This window comes from candidate division WOR-1 bacterium RIFOXYB2_FULL_36_35 (genome assembly GCA_001771505.1).
In the GTDB taxonomy this organism is placed as follows: domain Bacteria; phylum Margulisbacteria; class WOR-1; order XYC2-FULL-46-14; family XYC2-FULL-37-10; genus XYB2-FULL-36-35.
On the sequence record MEUA01000038.1, the window covers coordinates 1 to 19,338 of the forward strand.

Annotated in this window: 14 protein-coding genes, 1 tRNA gene and 1 pseudogene; 8 read left to right on the forward strand and 8 right to left on the reverse strand. The window is 36.0% G+C overall.

Features of this window, described 5'->3' with window-relative positions; genetic code table 11:
* The 5 genes and pseudogenes from A2290_08250 to A2290_08270 all read left to right on the forward strand — a co-directional run bounded on the left by A2290_08250 (position 1) and on the right by A2290_08270 (position 5,224).
* Positions 1–1,154: pseudogene (locus tag A2290_08250) on the forward strand (pyruvate, phosphate dikinase).
* 7 nt (positions 1,155–1,161) lie between these two features.
* Positions 1,162–2,157: a deoxyguanosinetriphosphate triphosphohydrolase gene (locus A2290_08255; GenBank protein ID OGC14319.1), complete on the forward strand. Its 996-nt coding sequence runs from the start codon at positions 1,162–1,164 to the stop codon at positions 2,155–2,157.
* A 78-nt stretch (positions 2,158–2,235) separates the two neighbouring features.
* A complete protein-coding gene (locus A2290_08260; GenBank protein ID OGC14320.1) occupies positions 2,236–3,966 on the forward strand; it encodes a DNA primase in 1,731 nt (576 codons plus the stop codon).
* A 36-nt stretch (positions 3,967–4,002) separates the two neighbouring features.
* Complete coding sequence (locus A2290_08265) at positions 4,003–5,037, forward strand: RNA polymerase sigma factor RpoD (protein OGC14341.1); 1,035 nt, start codon at positions 4,003–4,005, stop codon at positions 5,035–5,037.
* Between the two features lie 115 nt (positions 5,038–5,152).
* Positions 5,153–5,224 (forward strand) — tRNA-Met (locus tag A2290_08270).
* 163 nt (positions 5,225–5,387) lie between these two features.
* On the opposite strand, the gene A2290_08275 is transcribed toward A2290_08270, so the two are convergent.
* The 7 genes from A2290_08275 to A2290_08305 form a co-directional block, all read right to left on the reverse strand.
* Positions 5,388–5,606 carry a hypothetical protein gene (locus tag A2290_08275; protein OGC14321.1) on the reverse strand — a complete coding sequence of 73 codons (219 nt, stop codon included), beginning with the start codon at positions 5,604–5,606 and terminating at the stop codon, positions 5,388–5,390.
* A gap of 202 nt (positions 5,607–5,808) precedes the next feature.
* Positions 5,809–6,405 (reverse strand): 16S rRNA (guanine(527)-N(7))-methyltransferase RsmG, encoded by a 597-nt coding sequence (locus tag A2290_08280; protein ID OGC14322.1) that lies wholly within the window; start codon positions 6,403–6,405, stop codon positions 5,809–5,811.
* A gap of 3 nt (positions 6,406–6,408) precedes the next feature.
* The gene (locus A2290_08285) at positions 6,409–8,073 is read right to left on the reverse strand and encodes a hypothetical protein (GenBank protein OGC14323.1); all 1,665 of its coding nucleotides are present in this window, start codon (positions 8,071–8,073) and stop codon (positions 6,409–6,411) included.
* 69 nt (positions 8,074–8,142) lie between these two features.
* A complete protein-coding gene (locus A2290_08290) occupies positions 8,143–12,786 on the reverse strand; it encodes a hypothetical protein (GenBank protein ID OGC14324.1) in 4,644 nt (1,547 codons plus the stop codon).
* Positions 12,787–12,868: 82 nt separating this feature from the next.
* Complete coding sequence (locus A2290_08295) at positions 12,869–13,753, reverse strand: hypothetical protein (GenBank protein ID OGC14325.1); 885 nt, start codon at positions 13,751–13,753, stop codon at positions 12,869–12,871.
* Positions 13,743–14,171: a hypothetical protein gene (locus A2290_08300; protein ID OGC14326.1), complete on the reverse strand. Its 429-nt coding sequence runs from the start codon at positions 14,169–14,171 to the stop codon at positions 13,743–13,745. Before A2290_08300 ends, A2290_08295 begins: the two co-directional genes overlap by 11 nt.
* Position 14,172: 1 nt before the next feature.
* Positions 14,173–14,382 carry a hypothetical protein gene (locus A2290_08305; GenBank protein ID OGC14327.1) on the reverse strand — a complete coding sequence of 70 codons (210 nt, stop codon included), beginning with the start codon at positions 14,380–14,382 and terminating at the stop codon, positions 14,173–14,175.
* Position 14,383: 1 nt separating this feature from the next.
* Between A2290_08305 and A2290_08310 the strand changes: the two genes are divergently transcribed.
* Positions 14,384–15,691, forward strand: a complete 1,308-nt coding sequence (locus tag A2290_08310) for a hypothetical protein (GenBank protein ID OGC14328.1) — start codon at positions 14,384–14,386, stop codon at positions 15,689–15,691.
* A 146-nt stretch (positions 15,692–15,837) separates the two neighbouring features.
* Complete coding sequence (locus A2290_08315) at positions 15,838–16,527, forward strand: hypothetical protein (GenBank protein ID OGC14329.1); 690 nt, start codon at positions 15,838–15,840, stop codon at positions 16,525–16,527.
* 46 nt (positions 16,528–16,573) lie between these two features.
* Here A2290_08315 and A2290_08320 read toward each other — a convergent pair whose 3' ends face one another.
* A complete protein-coding gene (locus tag A2290_08320) occupies positions 16,574–18,190 on the reverse strand; it encodes a phosphoglycerate mutase (2,3-diphosphoglycerate-independent) (GenBank protein OGC14330.1) in 1,617 nt (538 codons plus the stop codon).
* A 269-nt stretch (positions 18,191–18,459) separates the two neighbouring features.
* On the opposite strand from A2290_08320, the gene A2290_08325 reads away from it, so the two are divergent.
* The gene (locus A2290_08325) at positions 18,460–19,302 is read left to right on the forward strand and encodes a hypothetical protein (GenBank protein OGC14331.1); all 843 of its coding nucleotides are present in this window, start codon (positions 18,460–18,462) and stop codon (positions 19,300–19,302) included.
* Positions 19,303–19,338 lie beyond the last annotated feature (36 nt).

A 19,338-nucleotide genomic window follows, 5' to 3' on the forward strand; every position in this document is an offset into this window, starting at 1 on the left:
TTATTAAAGAAGGAGACTGGGTCTCTTTAAACGGCAGTACCGGAGAGGTAATGAAGGGACAAGTTCCTACCATCAACCCTGAAGTCTCCGGAGATTTCGGAACTGTAATGAAGTGGGCAGATAAGATCAGAAGATTAAAGGTCAGGACAAATGCCGACACACCTAAAGATGCCAAAGTCGCAAGAGATTTTGGAGCCGAAGGGATTGGTCTTTGCAGAACAGAACATATGTTCTTTGAGGGTGATAGAATTAAAGCTGTCCGCGAAATGATTCTCTCTGATGATGTAGAAGGAAGAAAAAAAGCGCTGGCAAAACTTCTTCCTATGCAAAAGGAGGATTTCCTGGGGATTTTCGAAGCTATGAAAGGATTACCGGTTACAATACGGCTTCTTGATCCTCCTCTGCACGAATTTGTTCCGCATGAAACACCTCAACAGCAAGAGATGGCAGATGAAATGAAAGTAAGCTTAGAGAAAATCAAACAAAAGATTGATTCTCTTCATGAGTTTAACCCGATGTTGGGACACCGCGGTTGTCGTTTGGGAATTATTTATCCTGAAATTACAGAGATGCAGGCAAGGGCAATTATGGAAGCAGCCTGTGAGCTTAAAAAGAAAGGGATAAAAATTGAGCCTGAAATCATGGTCCCGCTTGTCGGCGAAGTAAAAGAGCTGCAAAACCAGGTTGACATAATAAGGCGCGTAGCAAATGAAGTTATAAAAAAATATGGCGTAAAAGTCGCTTATATGGTCGGGACCATGATCGAAATTCCAAGAGCGGCAATTACTGCTGATAAAATAGCAGAAGTTGCCGAATTCTTTTCATGCGGGACAAATGACCTAACCCAAATGACTCTTGGTTTATCCCGTGATGACGCAGGGAAGTTTCTCCCGGCATATGTTGAAATGGGTATCTACAAAGACGATCCTTTCCAGGTTCTTGACCAGGAAGGAGTTGGACAGTTAATTGAAATGGCTGTCAAAAAAGGCCGAAAGACAAATAAGAATCTCAAAGTTGGAATTTGCGGAGAACATGGCGGAGAACCAAAATCGGTTGAATTCTGCCACCATGCAGGGTTAAACTATGTAAGCTGCTCGCCTTACAGAGTGCCAATCGCAAGATTGGCAGCAGCTCAAGCGGTTTTAAGGAGTTGACAATAGCCTGACTATAAGAGAAGAAATCGAAAAAAGGGAGAAAGATCTGCTTTCTCCCTTTGCTACTTTATCATCAAAAACAAAAGGAAGAAAAAAACCTGAAAAAGAGTGTGATTATAGAACTCCTTTTCAAAAAGACAGGGACAAGATAATTCACTGCAGGGCATTTCGCAGGCTTAAGCACAAAACCCAAGTCTTTCTTTCTCCTTCAGGAGACCATTACAGAACAAGACTAACCCATACATTGGAAGTTGCACAAATTGCAAGAACAATTTCAAAAGCTTTAAGATTAAATGAAGAGTTAACAGAAGCAATAGCTTTGGGCCATGACTTAGGACATACCCCTTTTGGTCATTCAGGGGAAGAAGCCCTAAATGAAATTTTAGAGAAAAATTTCGGAATAAAATTTTATCATCACAAGCAAAGCCTAAGAATTGTTGAAGTAATAGAAAAAGACGGAAAAGGATTAAATCTATGCCAAGAAGTTTTAGACGGTATCTACGGACATGGAAGCGATCAGCCTGACCCAATTACACTTGAAGGAAAAGTTGTTAAACTTGCAGACAGATTTGCATATTTAAGACATGATATAGAAGATGCAATAGAGGCAAAGGTTTTAACCAAAAGCGATCTTCCAAAGAGTACCATGAAGGTTTTAGGTGAAAACATTTTAGATGTTTTAGTCTCCGATGTGATAAATAATAGTTTAAACAGCCCGAAAATTAAAATGAACAAAACAATTAAAAAAGCAATGAATAACTTATATGCGTTTATGTATGAAAATGTATATACTAACCCGGAAGCCAAAAAAGAAGAGAAGAAAATTCCCTACCTTATCCATCAACTGTTCAGGTATTATCATTATAATAAAAAATTCCAAAAAAGGGTGCCCATTGCAAACCAACTTCAACATACAATAGATTTTATAGCAGGGATGACTGATTGTTTTGCAATAAACAAATTTCAAGAACTTTTTGTTCCACGGGAATGGAAAGATAACTGACTCACTTAACTCCGACAACAAGGGAAACCCTGCGCCAAGAACACAGGGCATTTTAGGTGTTAGAGGAAACTTATAACTATGCTGTCAAAAGAAAAAATCGAAGAAATAAGAGAGAAAATCAACATTGTAGATGTTGTATCTTCATATATTCCTTCTTTGCGCAAACGCGGAAAAAACTATATAGGGTTATGCCCTTTTCATTCTGAAAAAACTCCATCATTTACTGTTTCCCAGGAAAAAGGGTTATTCCATTGTTTTGGTTGCGGAAAAGGCGGAAATGTTTTCAATCTTCTCATGGAAATGGAAAATGTTAGTTTTATAGAAGCCTTAAAAATAGCAGGAGATAAGGTAGGCATAGCAATTGAGTCTTTTGTTGGATCTTCTCCCCTTGATTCTTCTCCCAATAAAAAACTTTTTTCAATTATGGAGCTTGCGTGCAAGTTTTATGAAAGTCATCTCGATGAAGCAGCAGAGTACCTTAAAAAAAGAAATGTAAATGACCCCAAGGTTTTCCGTTTAGGGTTTGCGCCTTCCGGGTGGGATAATCTATTAAAGTTTTTATTAAGCAGAGGCGTAAAGGAAGAGTACATATTAAAAACTGGGCTTGTATCGCCCCGTCAGTCAGGCAGTGGAAGTGGGGTTTACGACAGATTTAGGAACCGGTTGATCTTTCCAATAACTAACCATCAAAATCAAATAATAGGGTTTGGCGGAAGATCAACAACAAATGAAGATCCTAAATATTTAAACTCTCCTGAGTCTACAATATTTATTAAGGGCGAAAACTTATACAATTTAAGTTTAGCAAAAGATTTTATAAAAAAACAAAAAATCGCAGTTCTTGTGGAAGGATATATGGATACAATTGCATGTTTTGAATCAGAAATAAAAAACGTTGTAGCGCCGCTTGGCACTGCGTTTACTGTCAATCAAGCAAGTTTGCTTAAGCGCTTCACAGACACCGTGGTAATATTTTTTGATCAAGACCAAGCAGGAATCTTGGCAAGTGAAAAAGCTGAAGAGGTTTTAAGAGGTGCGGGTATTAGCGTTAGAATTGCAACATATGAAGGAGCAAAGGATCCCGACGAATTAGCGCTAAAACAAGGCAAAGAAGCGCTGGAGGAGAGTATAAAAAAATCAATCCCTTCTATTGAGTTTAGAATAAGAAGAATTATAAACTACTATAAGACAAACGAAGTTGAAGGCAAAGTAAAAGCGGCTCATGAAATAACAAAACTGTTATCAAAAGAAAAAGACGGAATTCTCCAGGATGAATATATAAAATTTGCGTCAAAGTTGCTTAATATCCCGGCAGAAAAACTTGAAGCCGAATTAAAAAATAAGATTAGTCTCTTTTCTAAAAAAGGATCATCAGAAAAAAGGTCAATTCCTAATGTCCCTTCAATTGTAAAGGAGGCAGAAAGAAAACTTTTAAAACTTGCGCTTGAACGGAAAGAAGTCATTCAAATAATCAAAAAAGAATTAAGCATAGACAATTTTTCCCATTACAAAGACATTTTTTATCACATATGGAACCTTGACAGCAATGATATACTATCTTCTGTTGACGATGAATCTTCAGCTAAAATACTAAGAGAAATTGCACTTACAGAAGAACCGGCAGAAAACCAAGAAAAGACACTAGAAGATTGCATTAAAGCCATAAAAAGTTTTGAAATAAAAAGAAAGATTGAAATTATAAGGCAATCTATAATAAAAGCAGAAAAAGAGGGTGAAACCAAAACACAAAAATCGTTAAGTAGAGAACTCTTAGAATTAAATGAAATTCTAAGAAATATGGTTCGATAAAAATTAAGGAGGGAAAAAGTGATAGATAAGAAAACCATGATAGAAAATTTAAAATCAGGAAGAAAAAGTTACATAACTCCGGATGAGTTGCTTGCTATCTATCCAGAGCCAGAGAAAAACCTTGATGAAATAGAACAGTTGCTCTCTCAAGGATTTAAGATTACAGAGAGAAAGGTCTCTTCTAAATACAAGGAAGATTCTCATCGAAATGAGAATGAAATAACAGAAATTCACGGCATTGGGGTAGACGATACAGTAAGAATGTATCTTCGTGAAATAGGAAGGTTTCCCCTATTAACAGGAGAAGAAGAAGTTTTTTTGGCAAAAAAGATAAAACTGGGAAACAGGGCTGCGAAACATAAACTTGTAAATTCAAATTTAAGGCTTGTTGTTTCAATAGCAAAAAAATATACCGGCAGAGGGATGTTATTCCTTGACCTGGTGCAAGAAGGCAACCTTGGATTAATACGCGCAGTTGAAAAATTTGACCATAGGAAAGGATATAAATTCTCAACATATGCAACATGGTGGATAAGACAAGCAATAACTCGAGCAATTGCAGATCAAGCTCGTACTATTCGTATCCCTGTCCATATGGTTGAAACAATAAACCGTTTAAGAAAAACAAGCAGACAACTTCTACAAAAATTTGGGCGCAAACCGACAGAAGGAGAAATTGCAAAACATGCGCACATGTCCAAAGAAAAAGTCAGAGAAGTAATTAAAATATCTCAGGTGCCTTTGTCGCTTGAAATGCCCGTAGGGGATGAAGAATCTTCCAGACTCGGTGATTTTGTGGAGGATGTTGGATTTTCAGGTCCTAATGAAATTGTAATGCAAGGCCTTTTACGTGAGGATTTGGAAGAGGTAATGAAAGCATTGACTGAAAGGGAACGCACTGTTTTAAAAATGCGTTTTGGGCTTGGGGATGGAAGACAAAGAACTCTTGAAGAAGTCGGAAAGGCTTTTCAAGTTACTCGCGAAAGAATTAGACAAATAGAAGCTAAGGCTTTAAGAAAGCTTAAGCATCCAACTCGCGCAAAAAAACTGCGTGAATATCTACGCGACTAATACTTAGCTGATATATATTGACTCCATTTTTCAGCTATGTTATAAATGTTGTATGTTCAGGCCAATACCATAAGCTCTCTGCTACAAGCTATTGGCTATAAGCTATTTGCTATAAGGGCCCTTAGCTCAATGGTGGAGCGCTCGGCTCATAACCGATTGGTTATAGGTTCGAATCCTATAGGGCCCAATAATTTGCAAAGCCAAAAAATATTCCCCTTCGCAAACTGTTTGAATCCCGATTATTCACCCCGATTAGGAGAATCGGGGTTCACGTCAGAATCAATAATCAACAAATTGTCAAACAGTTACTCGAGGCATGAATAATTGGGGTTAAAAATCTGAAAAACCAATCAAGAAGAAATACTTTCTTTTACTAATTCGTGTTGTTTAACAAAATTTCTCTCTTTTATTTTTTTTGTAACATTATTTTCAGGAATTTCATAAATAACGATTGTCTCATCGCTATATAAGTTCATTGATTTACATTTAGGGCATTTTATCTCAACCTTGCTCCCATCTGTAACCTTTGCTAATAATCTATTACAAAATTTACAACGAAATTCTTTCATAAAACCACCTTCTATTTATAATGCTAACACAAAAACAATAAATTGTCTATAAAATTTTACTGCTCTTTTGCTATTTTTTTATCGTACAACTAACAGGAAAATTTCATAGTAAATGGAAATTTAGGATATAACCCTGTGACAGAAACATAGTATTATTACAATAAATCTACCATAAAATAAAGCCAGCCAAGACAAAAAGATGTTAAACCTTTTCCACGACTACTAAAGATCTGATAATCCCTCCTACTACAACTTTTTTAATTTTTCTTATTTTTCCGCCAAGTTTTTTTAATTCTAGCTTAGAATCATTAATTTCTTGCTCCACATGTTCCTGTTTTTGCGCAACAAAAACCCCTCCCTTCTTTAAAAGCGGGAGAGCAAACAATAATAGTTTAGGAAATTTCGCAATCGCTCTTGCTAGCGCTATGTCAAATTGCCGTCCATAATAAGGCTTCTTTGCCAGTTCTTCCGCCCGCCCCCAAACAGCATTAACATTTTCAAGTTTTAATTCTTTTATGATATGGCTTAAAAAATCTATTTTTTTTCGTGTGGAATCCATCAATACAAGCGATATATTTGGCCTTACAATTTTAAGCGGGATGCCAGGAAACCCAGCCCCTGAACCTATATCCACAACCTTTTGATCTTTCAGGTCAATAACCTGCAAAATCGATAAAGAATCTTCAAAATGTCTAATTTTTATCTCTGCAGGAGCTGTCACCGCGGTAAGATTAAATTTCTCATTCCACGTAATTAATTCCTGAAGATATCTCTCAAAAAGTTCCTCTTCATTGGTCATTTTTTAAAAGGCTTGTCCTATGCTGAAATGAAGAATCCCTTGCCCAGAATCTTTCCCCGATCCTAATCCATAATCCAGTCTAATAGGCCCCAGAGGAGTATTAAATCTAATTCCAGGCCCCCACCCATAAATAAAATCAGAAGGGACAGGAGACCCTACATCCCAAGCATTTCCCAAATCATAAAAAACAACTCCCTGAAATGTCTCGTTGAAAGTATAACGGTATTCAACGTTAAAAATCATTTTCTTTATGCCTCTACGAGTTTCATCTAAAGAAAAACCACGAACAGTATTTGGCCCCCCAGCCCAATATAATTCGCCAATAGGAACATCGCCAAATCCTATGCCAAACCCAGCATGGCCAGCAAGAACCTGATTTTGAGCCAAAGGAATAAAGCCATTAAGATCAATTCCCAACTTCAAATAATTAGTTTGAACCCCCGTATATTTCCATCCTTCTCTTATAGATAAAACATTGTATACTCCGCTCGTAGGATTCATCCAGTAATCTCTCGTATCTAAGGAAAAAGAATACCCTATAAAATTAGAGGTATAAGCTTCAAATGTTGCCCCATTTCTAGGCTCTACTCTTTCAGATCCAAAAGAGATACTGCTCCCAAAAATCTCACGGATAGTTCGGCCAAAAGTCATATCCCATCCCACGTGCCATTCATCCTGTTGCGTCAAATAGACATCCGTCCCCATCGTATTCCAAAGCTTAAGCGTATAAGAAGTTCTAGGGCCTAATCTTTCAGGTAAAAACCATGGATTTGTATACTTAAATTGATAAGTAGTCAACTCCTGTCCAAATTGGCCACGGATTAAAAGGCCTTGTGCTGTCCCCATTAAATTGTTTATAGAAAGATCAACAAACCCGAACCACCCTTCCTTTTCGCCATAACCACCACCAAAATTAACTGTATTTGAACGAGCTTCTTTAATTTTCAAAACCAATATAATTTTATCGCTTGATGAGCCAGGCTCAAAGGCAGGTACGATCTCAGAAAAAAATCCAAGATTAAAAATTCTTCTCAAGTCTTTTCCAAAAACCTCCTCATTAAAAATACTTCCCGGATTCGTGTTCATTTCTCTTAAAATGACATAATCCAAAGTACTCTCATTCCCTTCCAGAGAAACTCCTTCTACAATCCCTTCAATAAGATCAACGTTTAAAACCCCTTTGTTTTGATTAACATCGACAACTCTCGCCAAAATATAACCATCATCTTTATATTTTAAATTTAGCAATTTAATCCCTTCTCTAAGATCTTTATAATTAAAACTTTCACCGGTAGAAACACCCATAACATGTAAAACCTCAGCAGTTGAATAAACGGTATTTCCTTTTATATTTATTTTTTCCAAGATTGGATTTTCAACCACTTTATAGATTATCTTACTTCCGTCAAGGTATGGCTTAAAATCAACTTTAACATCATCAAAATAACCCAATGCGTATATGGCTTTAAGATCATTCTGAACCTTCTCCTCATCCAAAGAATCCCCAACCTTACTAAAAACAACTCCTAAAATCTGGTCTGTTTTTATGTGGAAATTACCAGAAACAACCAATGCTGTTATCTTCACAGGAAGATCATCCTTGTTAACAGCATAAGAAACTCCAAAAAAGAAAAATAAAATAAATACCACCAACAACAATTTCTTCATAAAACCATTTCTCCTTTTCCTATACTCATATTTTACCCTCAATAAAATAAAAAAACAGGCAATAAAACATTAAAAACCAAACATAGCCTTAAGCGTCATTTTAGAATATCCACTTATAGGCTCGCTAACACTTAGAGGTTCTCTATAATACGAAATAGACAATATAGATGTCAATCTATATGTAATTTGATAGTTAAAATATTCCGTATTACTCTTATCAGAAGACTCATCCAATAATTTAGAATATTTCACGTCGATATAAAAACGATCAAAAACTTCTTTGACAAAACCGACACCAAAAGCCTGTTTCTGCGCCAGATTAGCGTCTTTTGCACCCAAAGCCCGCCTCAGATCTTTACCAAAATTATACTCCAAAGTCAGGCTTTCCAAGCCTAAAGCCTGTTCAAGCCTCCTTTCAACCCCCCGAAAAACAACAGTTTGCAAACGGCTATTTAAATAATCTGCCACAACTGCTTTTGTGTCAATATCAGCGGAGCTCCCCTTTTCCAAACCAATTGTTGATTTAACAAAATCCGGCAATAAAAGAACCCTTATTTCATCTTTAGAATAAGATGCGCGCTTATATAAAGAAGTTCCTTCATCCTCAAATGCCTCAAGATCTATATCCAATGCTTTTGATTTTTCCCTGCTAAAAGGAACCCCTGTAAGATGAGAAACAACAAAAATCTTTTTTGATGAAGAGTTGTTGCTAACTTTATCTTCAACTTGAACCAGAGCAAACAAATTTAAATTAGGGAAAAACCCTCCGGAAAAATCAGCATAATTGATAGATGTTGCTTCTAACCCAAAAGGATAAAATTTTTCAAGTTCGGACAAACTTAACAAAGTAAATTCTCTGTTAAAAATGCTAACAGACCCTCTTTTGAAATATATTCTACCATAAATATTAGGGCCGGTAACAGGACCTAAGACGTCAATGGCTTGACCATAAATCTCCATATTTAAAAATATATTACTTAAATCTATTGTATTAACATTGCCTGCAGTAAGATAAACATTTTTTGCTATATCTAAATTCAAACTCAAAAAAATTGGAATTTTTTGCTTGCCATCACCTGCCCCACCAGAAAAAGTTGTAGGGAAAGAGATTACAGCATCGCTCATTTTGACTTTGCCTCCAAGTTTTAACTTGTCAAATGGTCCAGAAAGAGAAATTTTATTTAATAAAATATTCCCTTTATATAATTCAGATGCATTTATATAGAAAGTTCCGTCGGAAAGATTGAAATTTAAAGATTTTTTTGCAAAGTCAATATACCCAGCGCAAAAAACGGGGGTTATGCTGCCATTTTCCCCATACCAATGTCCCGAAAAACCAACAAGATCAATTCTCCCTTTATCGGCCTCAATGGTAATACTTGAGTCCCCAATATTTGAACCCAAAGATTTTACATGCCAAATACCATCTGTTACAGAAACATTTCCCTTGACTGAAAATTCGCCGTTTCTCGAACGAACAGTCAAAAACCCTTTAGCTTTTCCATCAATCCATTTAAACTCATCATTAAATATATTTGCAAGCCCCAGAGATCTCCCTTCTATGGTAGCTGACAAGGCAATATCTCCCGCCGTATTTAATGTCCCTGAAACAGATGAAATGCTTTTACCATCATCAATATCAATATTATCTATGGTAAGTTTTTCTTTATGATATGTAATAAACCCTTTTATGCCGTTAAACTCAACATCAGCCAATTTAACTTTATCTGTTTTAAAGTCAAGTGCCACAGATGGGTCTTTTATTGTCCCTATTAATTTCGCATCAGCATCAAACCTTCCTTCAAGATCTTTATCTGAAACAAACCTCAATATATCAATAGGCATGTTACGGGCATAAAAAGTCACATTCATCTTTTGGGAATTAACGTAGTACTCTCCTGCGACCGTGGTTTCTCCCCCTGATTTTTTAAGTGCAATGTTAGTAGCCAAAACTTTTCCATCTGTTACTTCCACTACTTCCACAGAAAAATCCAAATTATCAAACTCATACTTTTTATACTTTCCTTTTTCAATTTGAGCAGAAACCTCAATTTTAGGATCAGCAAGTCTTCCTGACACAGCAACTTTCCCCTTTATTTTGCCGCTAACATCATTAAATAAAGGCGGTTCTTGAGAAGCCCTATATTTATCAAGCTCGGCATTTAGTTTGTCCCATTTTTCAAGCGCTTTATCAAACCCATTCTTCCTATCATTAAAAATATCTTCAAACACAGGAAGTTTAAATTTAGTGTGATTAACTTCCTGTGAACTTGATACTGTTGGCCTAAAAAACCTTTTATACAACCTATATCCCTCCGATAAAATTTTAGAGACTTCTTGAATAGAGCCTTTTTCCAGCGAAACAGTAAGATCAATATCTTTTTCTAATCCCTCATCGCCAAGATAAAAATTGCCCGAACAAACAATTTTATTTTCCCCCGATTCAACAATTAATGGCTTTGCCAAACTAATTGTTTTATCCTTCAAACGAGCTTCCCCCTTAATTTTATCCAAAGGGATATGGTTTAAACGGCCCTTTGAAAAATCAACATGCAAAAAAGCATTTTCTTTGTTCTTCTCACTCAACATTGAAAAATCCACAGTGCCAACGCCTTCCAAAACGCCAACTTTCGAAGTAAACATGCTGATATCACGAAGATCAATTTTTGCGAGTATTTTTGCATCAAAGTTATTGATTGATTCTTTAATTGTATTTCTTGCATAACCCGACACCTCGGAACTGCTTGTTTTAAAATAGATCGAATCAACAAAAAACTTCCCGTTTGTTACCCCCGCTTCTAAGGACGCAGAAACTATGTGAACATCATCAATTTTAGCGTGATCTAAAGCAGCTTCGATTGATATATCTAAGCCCAAAATATCTTGAATTTTTTTTACTTCTGTAATCATTCCGCTTACCTGCCCGTGAAAATTAATATCCCCTTCTATTGTAGAAATATCTGACGGCAAAAACTGTCTTACAATCCCCAAATTTTGCAGCTTCATGTTTTCGCTCAATACTTGCAAATCCGTTTCAACTCCAATGCCAGTCTGGCCTGAGATAAAAATGCTTGATCCTCCTTCTTGCAAAAAAGCATTATTTATTTTAACCTCTCCGTTTTTTAAAGAAATTTTGCCAGAGCCTTTGGAGATATGCTGTATTCCTATATTTCCATCAGAAATCTCAATGCTCCCTGAAGCTGTTAAGTTTTTTATTGGATTTGAAAGAAATTGGTCATTCAAACGAAAAGCTAAATCGCCATAAAAACTATCAACTAAAACATTCATTGGGCCAAGAATTCCAACGCCTGCCAACCTAAACCCCTTTGCCCTCGAATAAAAAGAGAAATCCTTTTGAGAAGACATTGTCCCCCTACCTACAAATTCAGCTCTGTTAGAAGCAAGTTTTAACTCATTAAAATCAATAGCCCCATCTCTAATTCTAAGTTGAGCCTTTACAGTATCAAGCCTTTGTCCAAAGAGAAAACCATTTGTTAAGTTGCCATTTAAATCAACTTTTAAATCCTTCAAGTTTCCATCAACTAAAAAACTCCCGCTCAAATCACCCAAAACACCAGGCGCATTGCTTGTTATCTTCAAAATATTCAACTTGGAAATATTTCCTCTTATAGAAAATTCTGGCCCTTTTTTCGTAAAATAAACCTCTCCGGAAGATTTAACTTCTCCTTCATAAATTTTTACTTTTGAACTTTCAATTTTAAGTCTCTTATCAGCATAAGAAATTTTCCCCACCCCATAAATCCAACTCCCCAAATATATCCCTTTTTGAAAATCCAGATTTGAATATATGGTTGGATTGTTATATTTTCCTTTAATATCAACTTGCGCGCTAAAGAGGCCCTTTGCTTCAGAGAAAACCGCCCCGTTAAAAATTTTATTTATAGTTTTAATGTCGGCATCATAAAAACTTATGCTTAAATCAAGGTCTTTATAAATGCACCCATCAACACTGACCGGAATAGAATCAAGAACCCCGTTTAGAGTAAGTTTTGCTTCTCCCTTGTTTGCAGAAAATACAACATTTACCTCCCCAGAAATAAAATTAAAAGATGGGACAAAATAATTTATCCAGTTTTTTGCGGGGAGTTTATGCGCAGCAACTTCTATGTCGTATGACTGGTCATTACTATTAAAAAATCCATTAAATTTTATTCGGGAGCCGCCTTCTGCGACTCCATCTAAATTAATTCCTATCTTTGGTGTTTTTGCGAGATCTATTTCTCCTTTTATGCTGGAAATCGATGTGTGTATTGTTTTTTGTTTATATGGCATACCAGCTTTGTCTTCATATACAGCCTTTATATTGTTGAGAACTATCTTCGCTTTTAACGGAGGGCTATCCTTCTGCCCTTCCTTTAAAATATCCGATATCCTAAAATGTCCTTTTTCATCCCTAAGTATAGATATCTGACCGTTGTTAAAAGTCAATTCATCAATAGATGGAACTATGTTGCCTTTGTTTTCAATAAATTTGAGAAGATTAAAATTAACTTTAAGGCTGTCAATGTAGATTTCATCGCCGATTGATACCCCTTCAAGTAAAACCTCGCCAATAATTTTCCCTGAAACTCCTCTTATTTTCACAGGGCGATTAAAAGACTGTTGAAGTCCTTTTGTAGTCTCTTTTTTTATGTTTTCATAAAGACTATCTACAAAAGGCAAAGAAAAAACAACTGATGAGAAAAAAAACATCAAACAGAAAAATACTATTAAGATCTGGAAAACTTTCTTCACAAATAACATTTTACCATCATATAATGAAGAAAATAAGAGACTAAGCTCTTGGATGCGCAGAATCGTAAACAGATTTCATCTTTTCCTTTGTAACATGAGTATAAATCTGGGTGGTAGAAAGCGAAGAATGGCCTAAAAGTTCTTGTACGGCTCGCAGATCTGCTCCATTATCCAAAAGATGGGTTGCAAAAGAGTGTCTCAATGTATGAGGGGTAACTTTTTTTTCAATGCCCGCTTTTTTAACCCACTTTTTCAAAAGCCTTTCAACACTTCTCTGCGTTAACCTCCCGCCACGATTTCCCAAGAAAACAGCTCTAGTATCTAAAGTTGCAATACGAAGTCGCCCAATGTTTAAATAATTTCGTAAAGCCTGAACAGCTTGATTACCGATTAAAGATATTCTTTCTTTTCCTCCCTTGCCCAAAACCCTAACTTCCATAGAAGCCAAATCAATATCCCCAAGGTTTAAGCCTATAACTTCACTAACGCGTATGCCGCTACCATAAAGCAACTCAATTAAAGCTTTGTCCCTCAAAACAAAAGGGGTTCCTCCTTTTATAGAAGAAAAAAGCTTATCAATTTCATTTTTATAAAGGAAGTTTGGCAATTTTTTTTCGAGCTTAGGAGTAGACAAAAGCAAAAAAGGATTATCCTTAGCCGTTTTTTCTCTTAATAACCAAGAATAAAATGATCTACAAGCGGATATTTTCCGAGCAAGAGATCTTCTCTTGAACTTTCTGTTCTCCAGGGAATAAAGAAACCTTCTTGCATCATTTCTTGTCACATCTGTAATCTGTTTATCTTTTAAAAATAGAAAAAAATCTTTTAGATCTATATTATAGTTTTTAATTGTATGATAAGAAAGATTTCTCTCTGATTTTAAAGAACCAAGATAACTGTCAAGATGTTTTTCATTAAAGTCCATACTGACGTCGTTTTTCAGCCGTTATAGAAGTATAACTTTCCCCTTCTTTAATCCAACTCTCTTTTTTTTCTGAGGGGCGAGTATCAATATGAACAAATCCTTCTTTAGGGTAAAACCCTAACCCGTTAAGCCCCTCTATGGTTTCGACATACTTAAAAAGTTCGTTGAGTTCAATCCCCTCGATTTTTATGTGAGCAGCTTTCCCCATAGTATGGTAACTGCGACTATTCCGATTTAAACTTTCATAATGTTCATCACACCAATATGCGGATAAAACGCTAACTTTTTTCTTGAAGTGTTCTCCTATCATTTCCAATACCCCAACAAGCCCCAGATGAATTCTAAACTCTTGCCCTTTACAGAAATTACACCTGCACCTAAAATCTTCATCCCTAAAATGTTCTGAAAGCCTTGCCATTTTAATATTTTAACATAAAAATATACAGGATAGTAATGGTAACTTGCAGTTTTGAAATATTTTCATTGAAATTCCGATAAAAACTTAATGATAAATAAATAGACTTTTTAGAAATCAGGGCTATAATATATTGCGAACAAAAAACTCCAGCCATGTTAAAAGGCCGATAGAGCCCTGCAAAACAATATAACATTGAAAGAGGGTGAGGCAATATGGGGCTAGGAATCGAACCAACTGGAAATACCCCCTCATTTTATGCCCGATACTGGGCACAAGAAGAAGAAGAACGAAGTACGCCGAAAAATGAAAGAATACTATTTGAAAATGTTTCTGAAGATTTGCAAGATCCAATATACTCAGAAGCGGCAGATGCCTTGCTTGAAGAAATTTTAAAAAATAAGCCCGAGTTTTTAAGCGGCGTTAATAATTCAAAAGAACAATTATCTGTATTGTTAATTATAGTACAAGCCATTATACAAGAAAATTCTTTCTTTAAATTTGAAGGAGATACTTTTTCTGCTTTACCTTCCAGACAAGGGGGCCTTGATTTAAGGCTAAATGACAACCTTTTACACCCTTTAAGAAGAAAACTGGGAGACCTTTCTGCAAATGATCTGTTTTCTACGCCAAAAAATAAAAGAGTAGCCATGTGCGAAGAGATTTGCAATGTTATAGAATCACTTATAAATGCTTTCAACAAGAGAAACCCAGGACACCCATTAAAATCATGGAGAGAATATTCAGGAATAGGAACATCGTCATATAAAACACACGTGGAACCTATCGTACAGTTATGTGATGGACGCACATTCAGATTAGCTTTGACTGACCCAGGCAATCTCAAAATTGAAGAGATAACAACAAAAACAATAGATCCACGCGCTTCAGAATATGAAAGCATTAGAGTCCATCATTATAATGATGGGGTTATAGCCTTAAATGGAGCAATTTATGAGCAAGACAATAAAACTCTTTCTGAAGAAAAAACAAAAGACGCAATAAGATCATTAACTGTAGCATATTCTATGAACAAAAAAGATCCTCTTGTTCTGGAAAACTTATGGTTGGCATTCAGCTTAAGCCAGGGTGATAATAAAAAAGCCATGGAAAATATTTTTTCCGAGTCGCTTGCTCTTGGAAACACGAATATATGGTTTCATAAAGGCAATAAATATTTAGAAGAAAATAATTTAGATGACGCGAAAAAAGCCTTTCAGAGAGTCGCTCCTGATAACAACAATTACTGTGATACTCAAGATATACGTGCATATATACTATTGAAAGAAAATAAACCAGAAGAAGCAATGAAGCTATGTTTTACAACTCTCGAAAAAGACCCAAATCACCATAAAACTCTTTATTATTTAGGCATGGCCTTTTTTAATTTAAAGAGATATGAAAGGGCAGAAACAGCCTTCAATCTTTATGTAAAACAGGGGTGTAGAGAGGAAACCCCTGGAGATCTTTATTACTCATCAATTAAACATTTGTCAGCAATAAAGCAACTTCACCCCGATTAGGACAATCGGGGTCAATATGGGAAAAAAGATACTTTTGCGACAATAAAAGGCATTCTAATATTTATGTATTTACTGGTATACTATTATAAATATAAACCCCGATTAGGAAATCGGGGTGAATAATCGGGGTAAATAGGAGGATAAAAATGAAAGCTATTTTAATTTTTACAGTTATTGCTTTTGCAACAATCGGAACAATGTCAGGATGTTCTTCCATATCAGGAGGAACAACAGGAACAATCGCAGACTACTATCCTCATCAAGATGGTTATAGTTGGACATATGGACAATCTTCAACTATATCATTTGATGTAACGGGACTTCCAATCCCCCCTATAGGAGATATAGTGGCAACAGGAACAATAGTTGATACTTTTAACGGTACACAAACAATTAGCACGGGAGAAGCTCAAATCTTAAGAGAAGAGACAACGGCAGGAGGTGTAACTGCAACAATAGAAACTCTCGTAATAGCTTCAGATGATGGAGTAAGAACCTACGGAACGCCATCTATCCCTACGACAACATCAACATATCTATATGCTTTTCCTTTACAAACCGGCAAGACTTGGACAATTATAGGTTCACTGGAAGGGACTGTGGTCGGAGAAGAATCTGTAACAGTAACAGGAGGAACATTCCAATGTTTTAAACTGTCATTGCGCAGCCCAACATTTGATACATTGTACTCCAACTATACATATTATGTCTGGTTAGGAAAAAATGCAGGAGTAGTAAAAACTGCCTTAAGCGGAACTTATACTACATCTTACTCGGGTTATAGTTTGATAACTACTGTTAGCCTTGTTTCACAACTTATATCAAAAACCTTTTAGTAGTTAAGGAAATCTTTGATTTTAGCCCAGATTATCTTTGTCGGGATTAAATAAGTGATTTTGCCGTCATATCACTTGGAATGTCAAGCCCCATAATTTTAAGGATTGTAACTCCAATGTCGGGGACAATTCCATCTTTTGGTCTCTGGTTTATTCCTAAAATCCATAAAGGAACAGGGTTAAGTGAATGTTGAGTGCTTACAACTCTCTTATGGTTATTCTCCAAAAACATTTCATCTGCATTTCCATGATCTGCCGTTAAAATGACAACCCCTCCCCTATCAAGCCATTTAGGAATAATCTCAGAAAGAGATTTTGATACAGCAATCATTGCTTTTTTAGCCGCATCCAAGTTGCCTGTATGCCCCACCATGTCTCCATTTTGGAAATTATGTACAATTAAAGAATATTTTTTTTCATCCATTGCGCGCATAACTGCTTCAGTCTCTTTAAAAGCTGTCATCTCAGGAACAAGATCATATCTTTTCCCCTGTTCCGTCCGATCTTTTAAAGTAGGGTCGTAAACAAGGATGCGATCTTCTCCCACAAACGGCTCCCCTCTGCGTCCAGAAAACCAACCGGTAACATGTGCAAATTTTTCTGTGCCGGCAATCCTAAGTTGCAGTAAATTAGCATTCGAAACAACTTCTCCCACAGTATCAGGGATCTCTTTTTCAGGATAAGCAGTTAAAGCATTCAATCCTTCGTAATATTCAGTCATAGCCACAAAAATTACATTTTTAAGTTTAGACTGTATATCTTGTATTGCTTTATAAATATTTTCATCTATAGGGTTTGTCCCCTTTTTATAATTAAAAAACTTCTTATCTTTCTCAACAAAAGCGACAGTCATCTGAATAGCCCTGTCCTGCCTATAATTCCAAAATATGACTGAGTCTTTTGGCGCAACCCCATCATATTTCCCAATTTTTACAGGTCTAATGAATTCGTCTGTCTCTTTGTTGGCATACGACTTTCTTATCGCATCTTGGGGTGTTTCGGCCTTATTTTCACAATCGCCAAGAACTATTGCCTTTAAGGCGATAAGAGTTTTATTCCAAGCTGTATCCCTATCCATGGATAACTCACGCCCCATGATAGTCTTAACTTTAGCAACATTTTCTAATCCAAGATCAGAAATTTTATTCTGAAGCATTTTTATGTATACATCGCCCAATGCATTGGAGTTTGTATCTCTTCCATCACCAAAAACATGGATTACCACGTTTTTTAAATCATTTTGTTTTGCCAATTCCAACAAAGCAAAAAGATGGTTTATGTGGCCATGGACAGTCCCCCCATGCCCCTGCAAAATTCCCATTAGATGAAGCGTTGAATTGTTCTCTTTGCAATTTAAAACAGCTGAAAGCAAAGACTTGTTATTAAAGAAATCTTTATCTTCTATTGCGACATTTATTCTTTCTATAGACTGATAAACAACACGCCCCGCCCCCATATTTAAATGATTTACTTCCGAATTCCCCATTGTATTTTCAGGAAGGCCAACAGCCCTACCCGAACATTCAAGTCTGGCGTAAGGCTTTTCAAAAAGTTCTTTTAAAAATTGGGCTTCTCCGCTTTTTATTGCCTGATAAACGGCATTTGTTTCATCATTCCTCCCTATGCCAACCCCATCCATAATGCACAAATAAACCGGCCTCATAAAAACATCTCCTATCAAATAAAATGAAAAATGATTTAACCCCGATTATTCATAGACAAACAGAATTCTAGCAGAGTGTTAGAAATTTCCCCAGGTATGAACCCCGATTTCCTAATCGGGGTGAACAATCGGGGTTAATGACTAATATGCTCTTGTTTGTCCCGTTTTTATCAGTCATTTTTAATTAGGTCATTTGTATTATATCCTATTGACGCATAAAATTAAAATGTTATACTTTATGCCGAAACAAAAAAAGGAGTGTGGTTTAATTGAAAAAAGTTTTAAGCCTTTTAATTGTCTTTTTAATTCTTGTTTCTCCTTCTTTCGCAACACTTTCCACCCTAAAGTCAGATATAAACAAAAGCATAGTAAAAATAGGATCAAATGCATCGGTTCAAAAAGATGCTATCGTTAAAAATATTATAGCCGTAAACGGCAACATAGATATTGCAGGAACCGTAGAAGAAGATGCCATTTCCGTAGGTGGCAATATAACCCTTAAAAACTCCTCAAAGGTAATGGGAGATGTCATTTCTTTTGGAGGAACAGTAAAAAAAGAGAACAATGCAACCGTAATAGGAGATATTGCAGAAGTAGATTTAGGCCCTTTGTCTAATATTTCTTCAATGATTACAAATAAAAATCTTCTTTTGCTGGGAATTTTCATTCACCTGCTAACGCTACTTGCTTTGTTAGCATTAGCTCTTACATGTGTAGCAATCTTTCAAAAGTATATTGGAAAAGTTTCTTACTACGCGGAAAAATCGCCATGGAAATCTCTGCTTTGGGGATTTTTAACGGTAGTTGCTATGCTGCCAATAATCTTAGGATTAATTTTGACCATTGTAGGGATACTTCTTGTCCCTATGCTCATTGTTATCCTTATCGCAGGAGCCTTCTTTGGATTTGTTGCTATATCGCAACTTGTCGGGAAAAAGATATTGCAAGCATTAAAAACTTATAATAAGCCAATGATAATAGAGACAGCATTAGGATTTTTAATTATTACGCTGATAAGCTTTATTCCGGTTGCAGGACTTATAATTAAATTTGGCGCTTCTTTAATTGGTCTGGGAGCTGTTATTGCAACAAAGTTTGGAACAAAAAAGTAATCTCGCTTTTTATGTAAAATAAGACTGCCTAAGGGC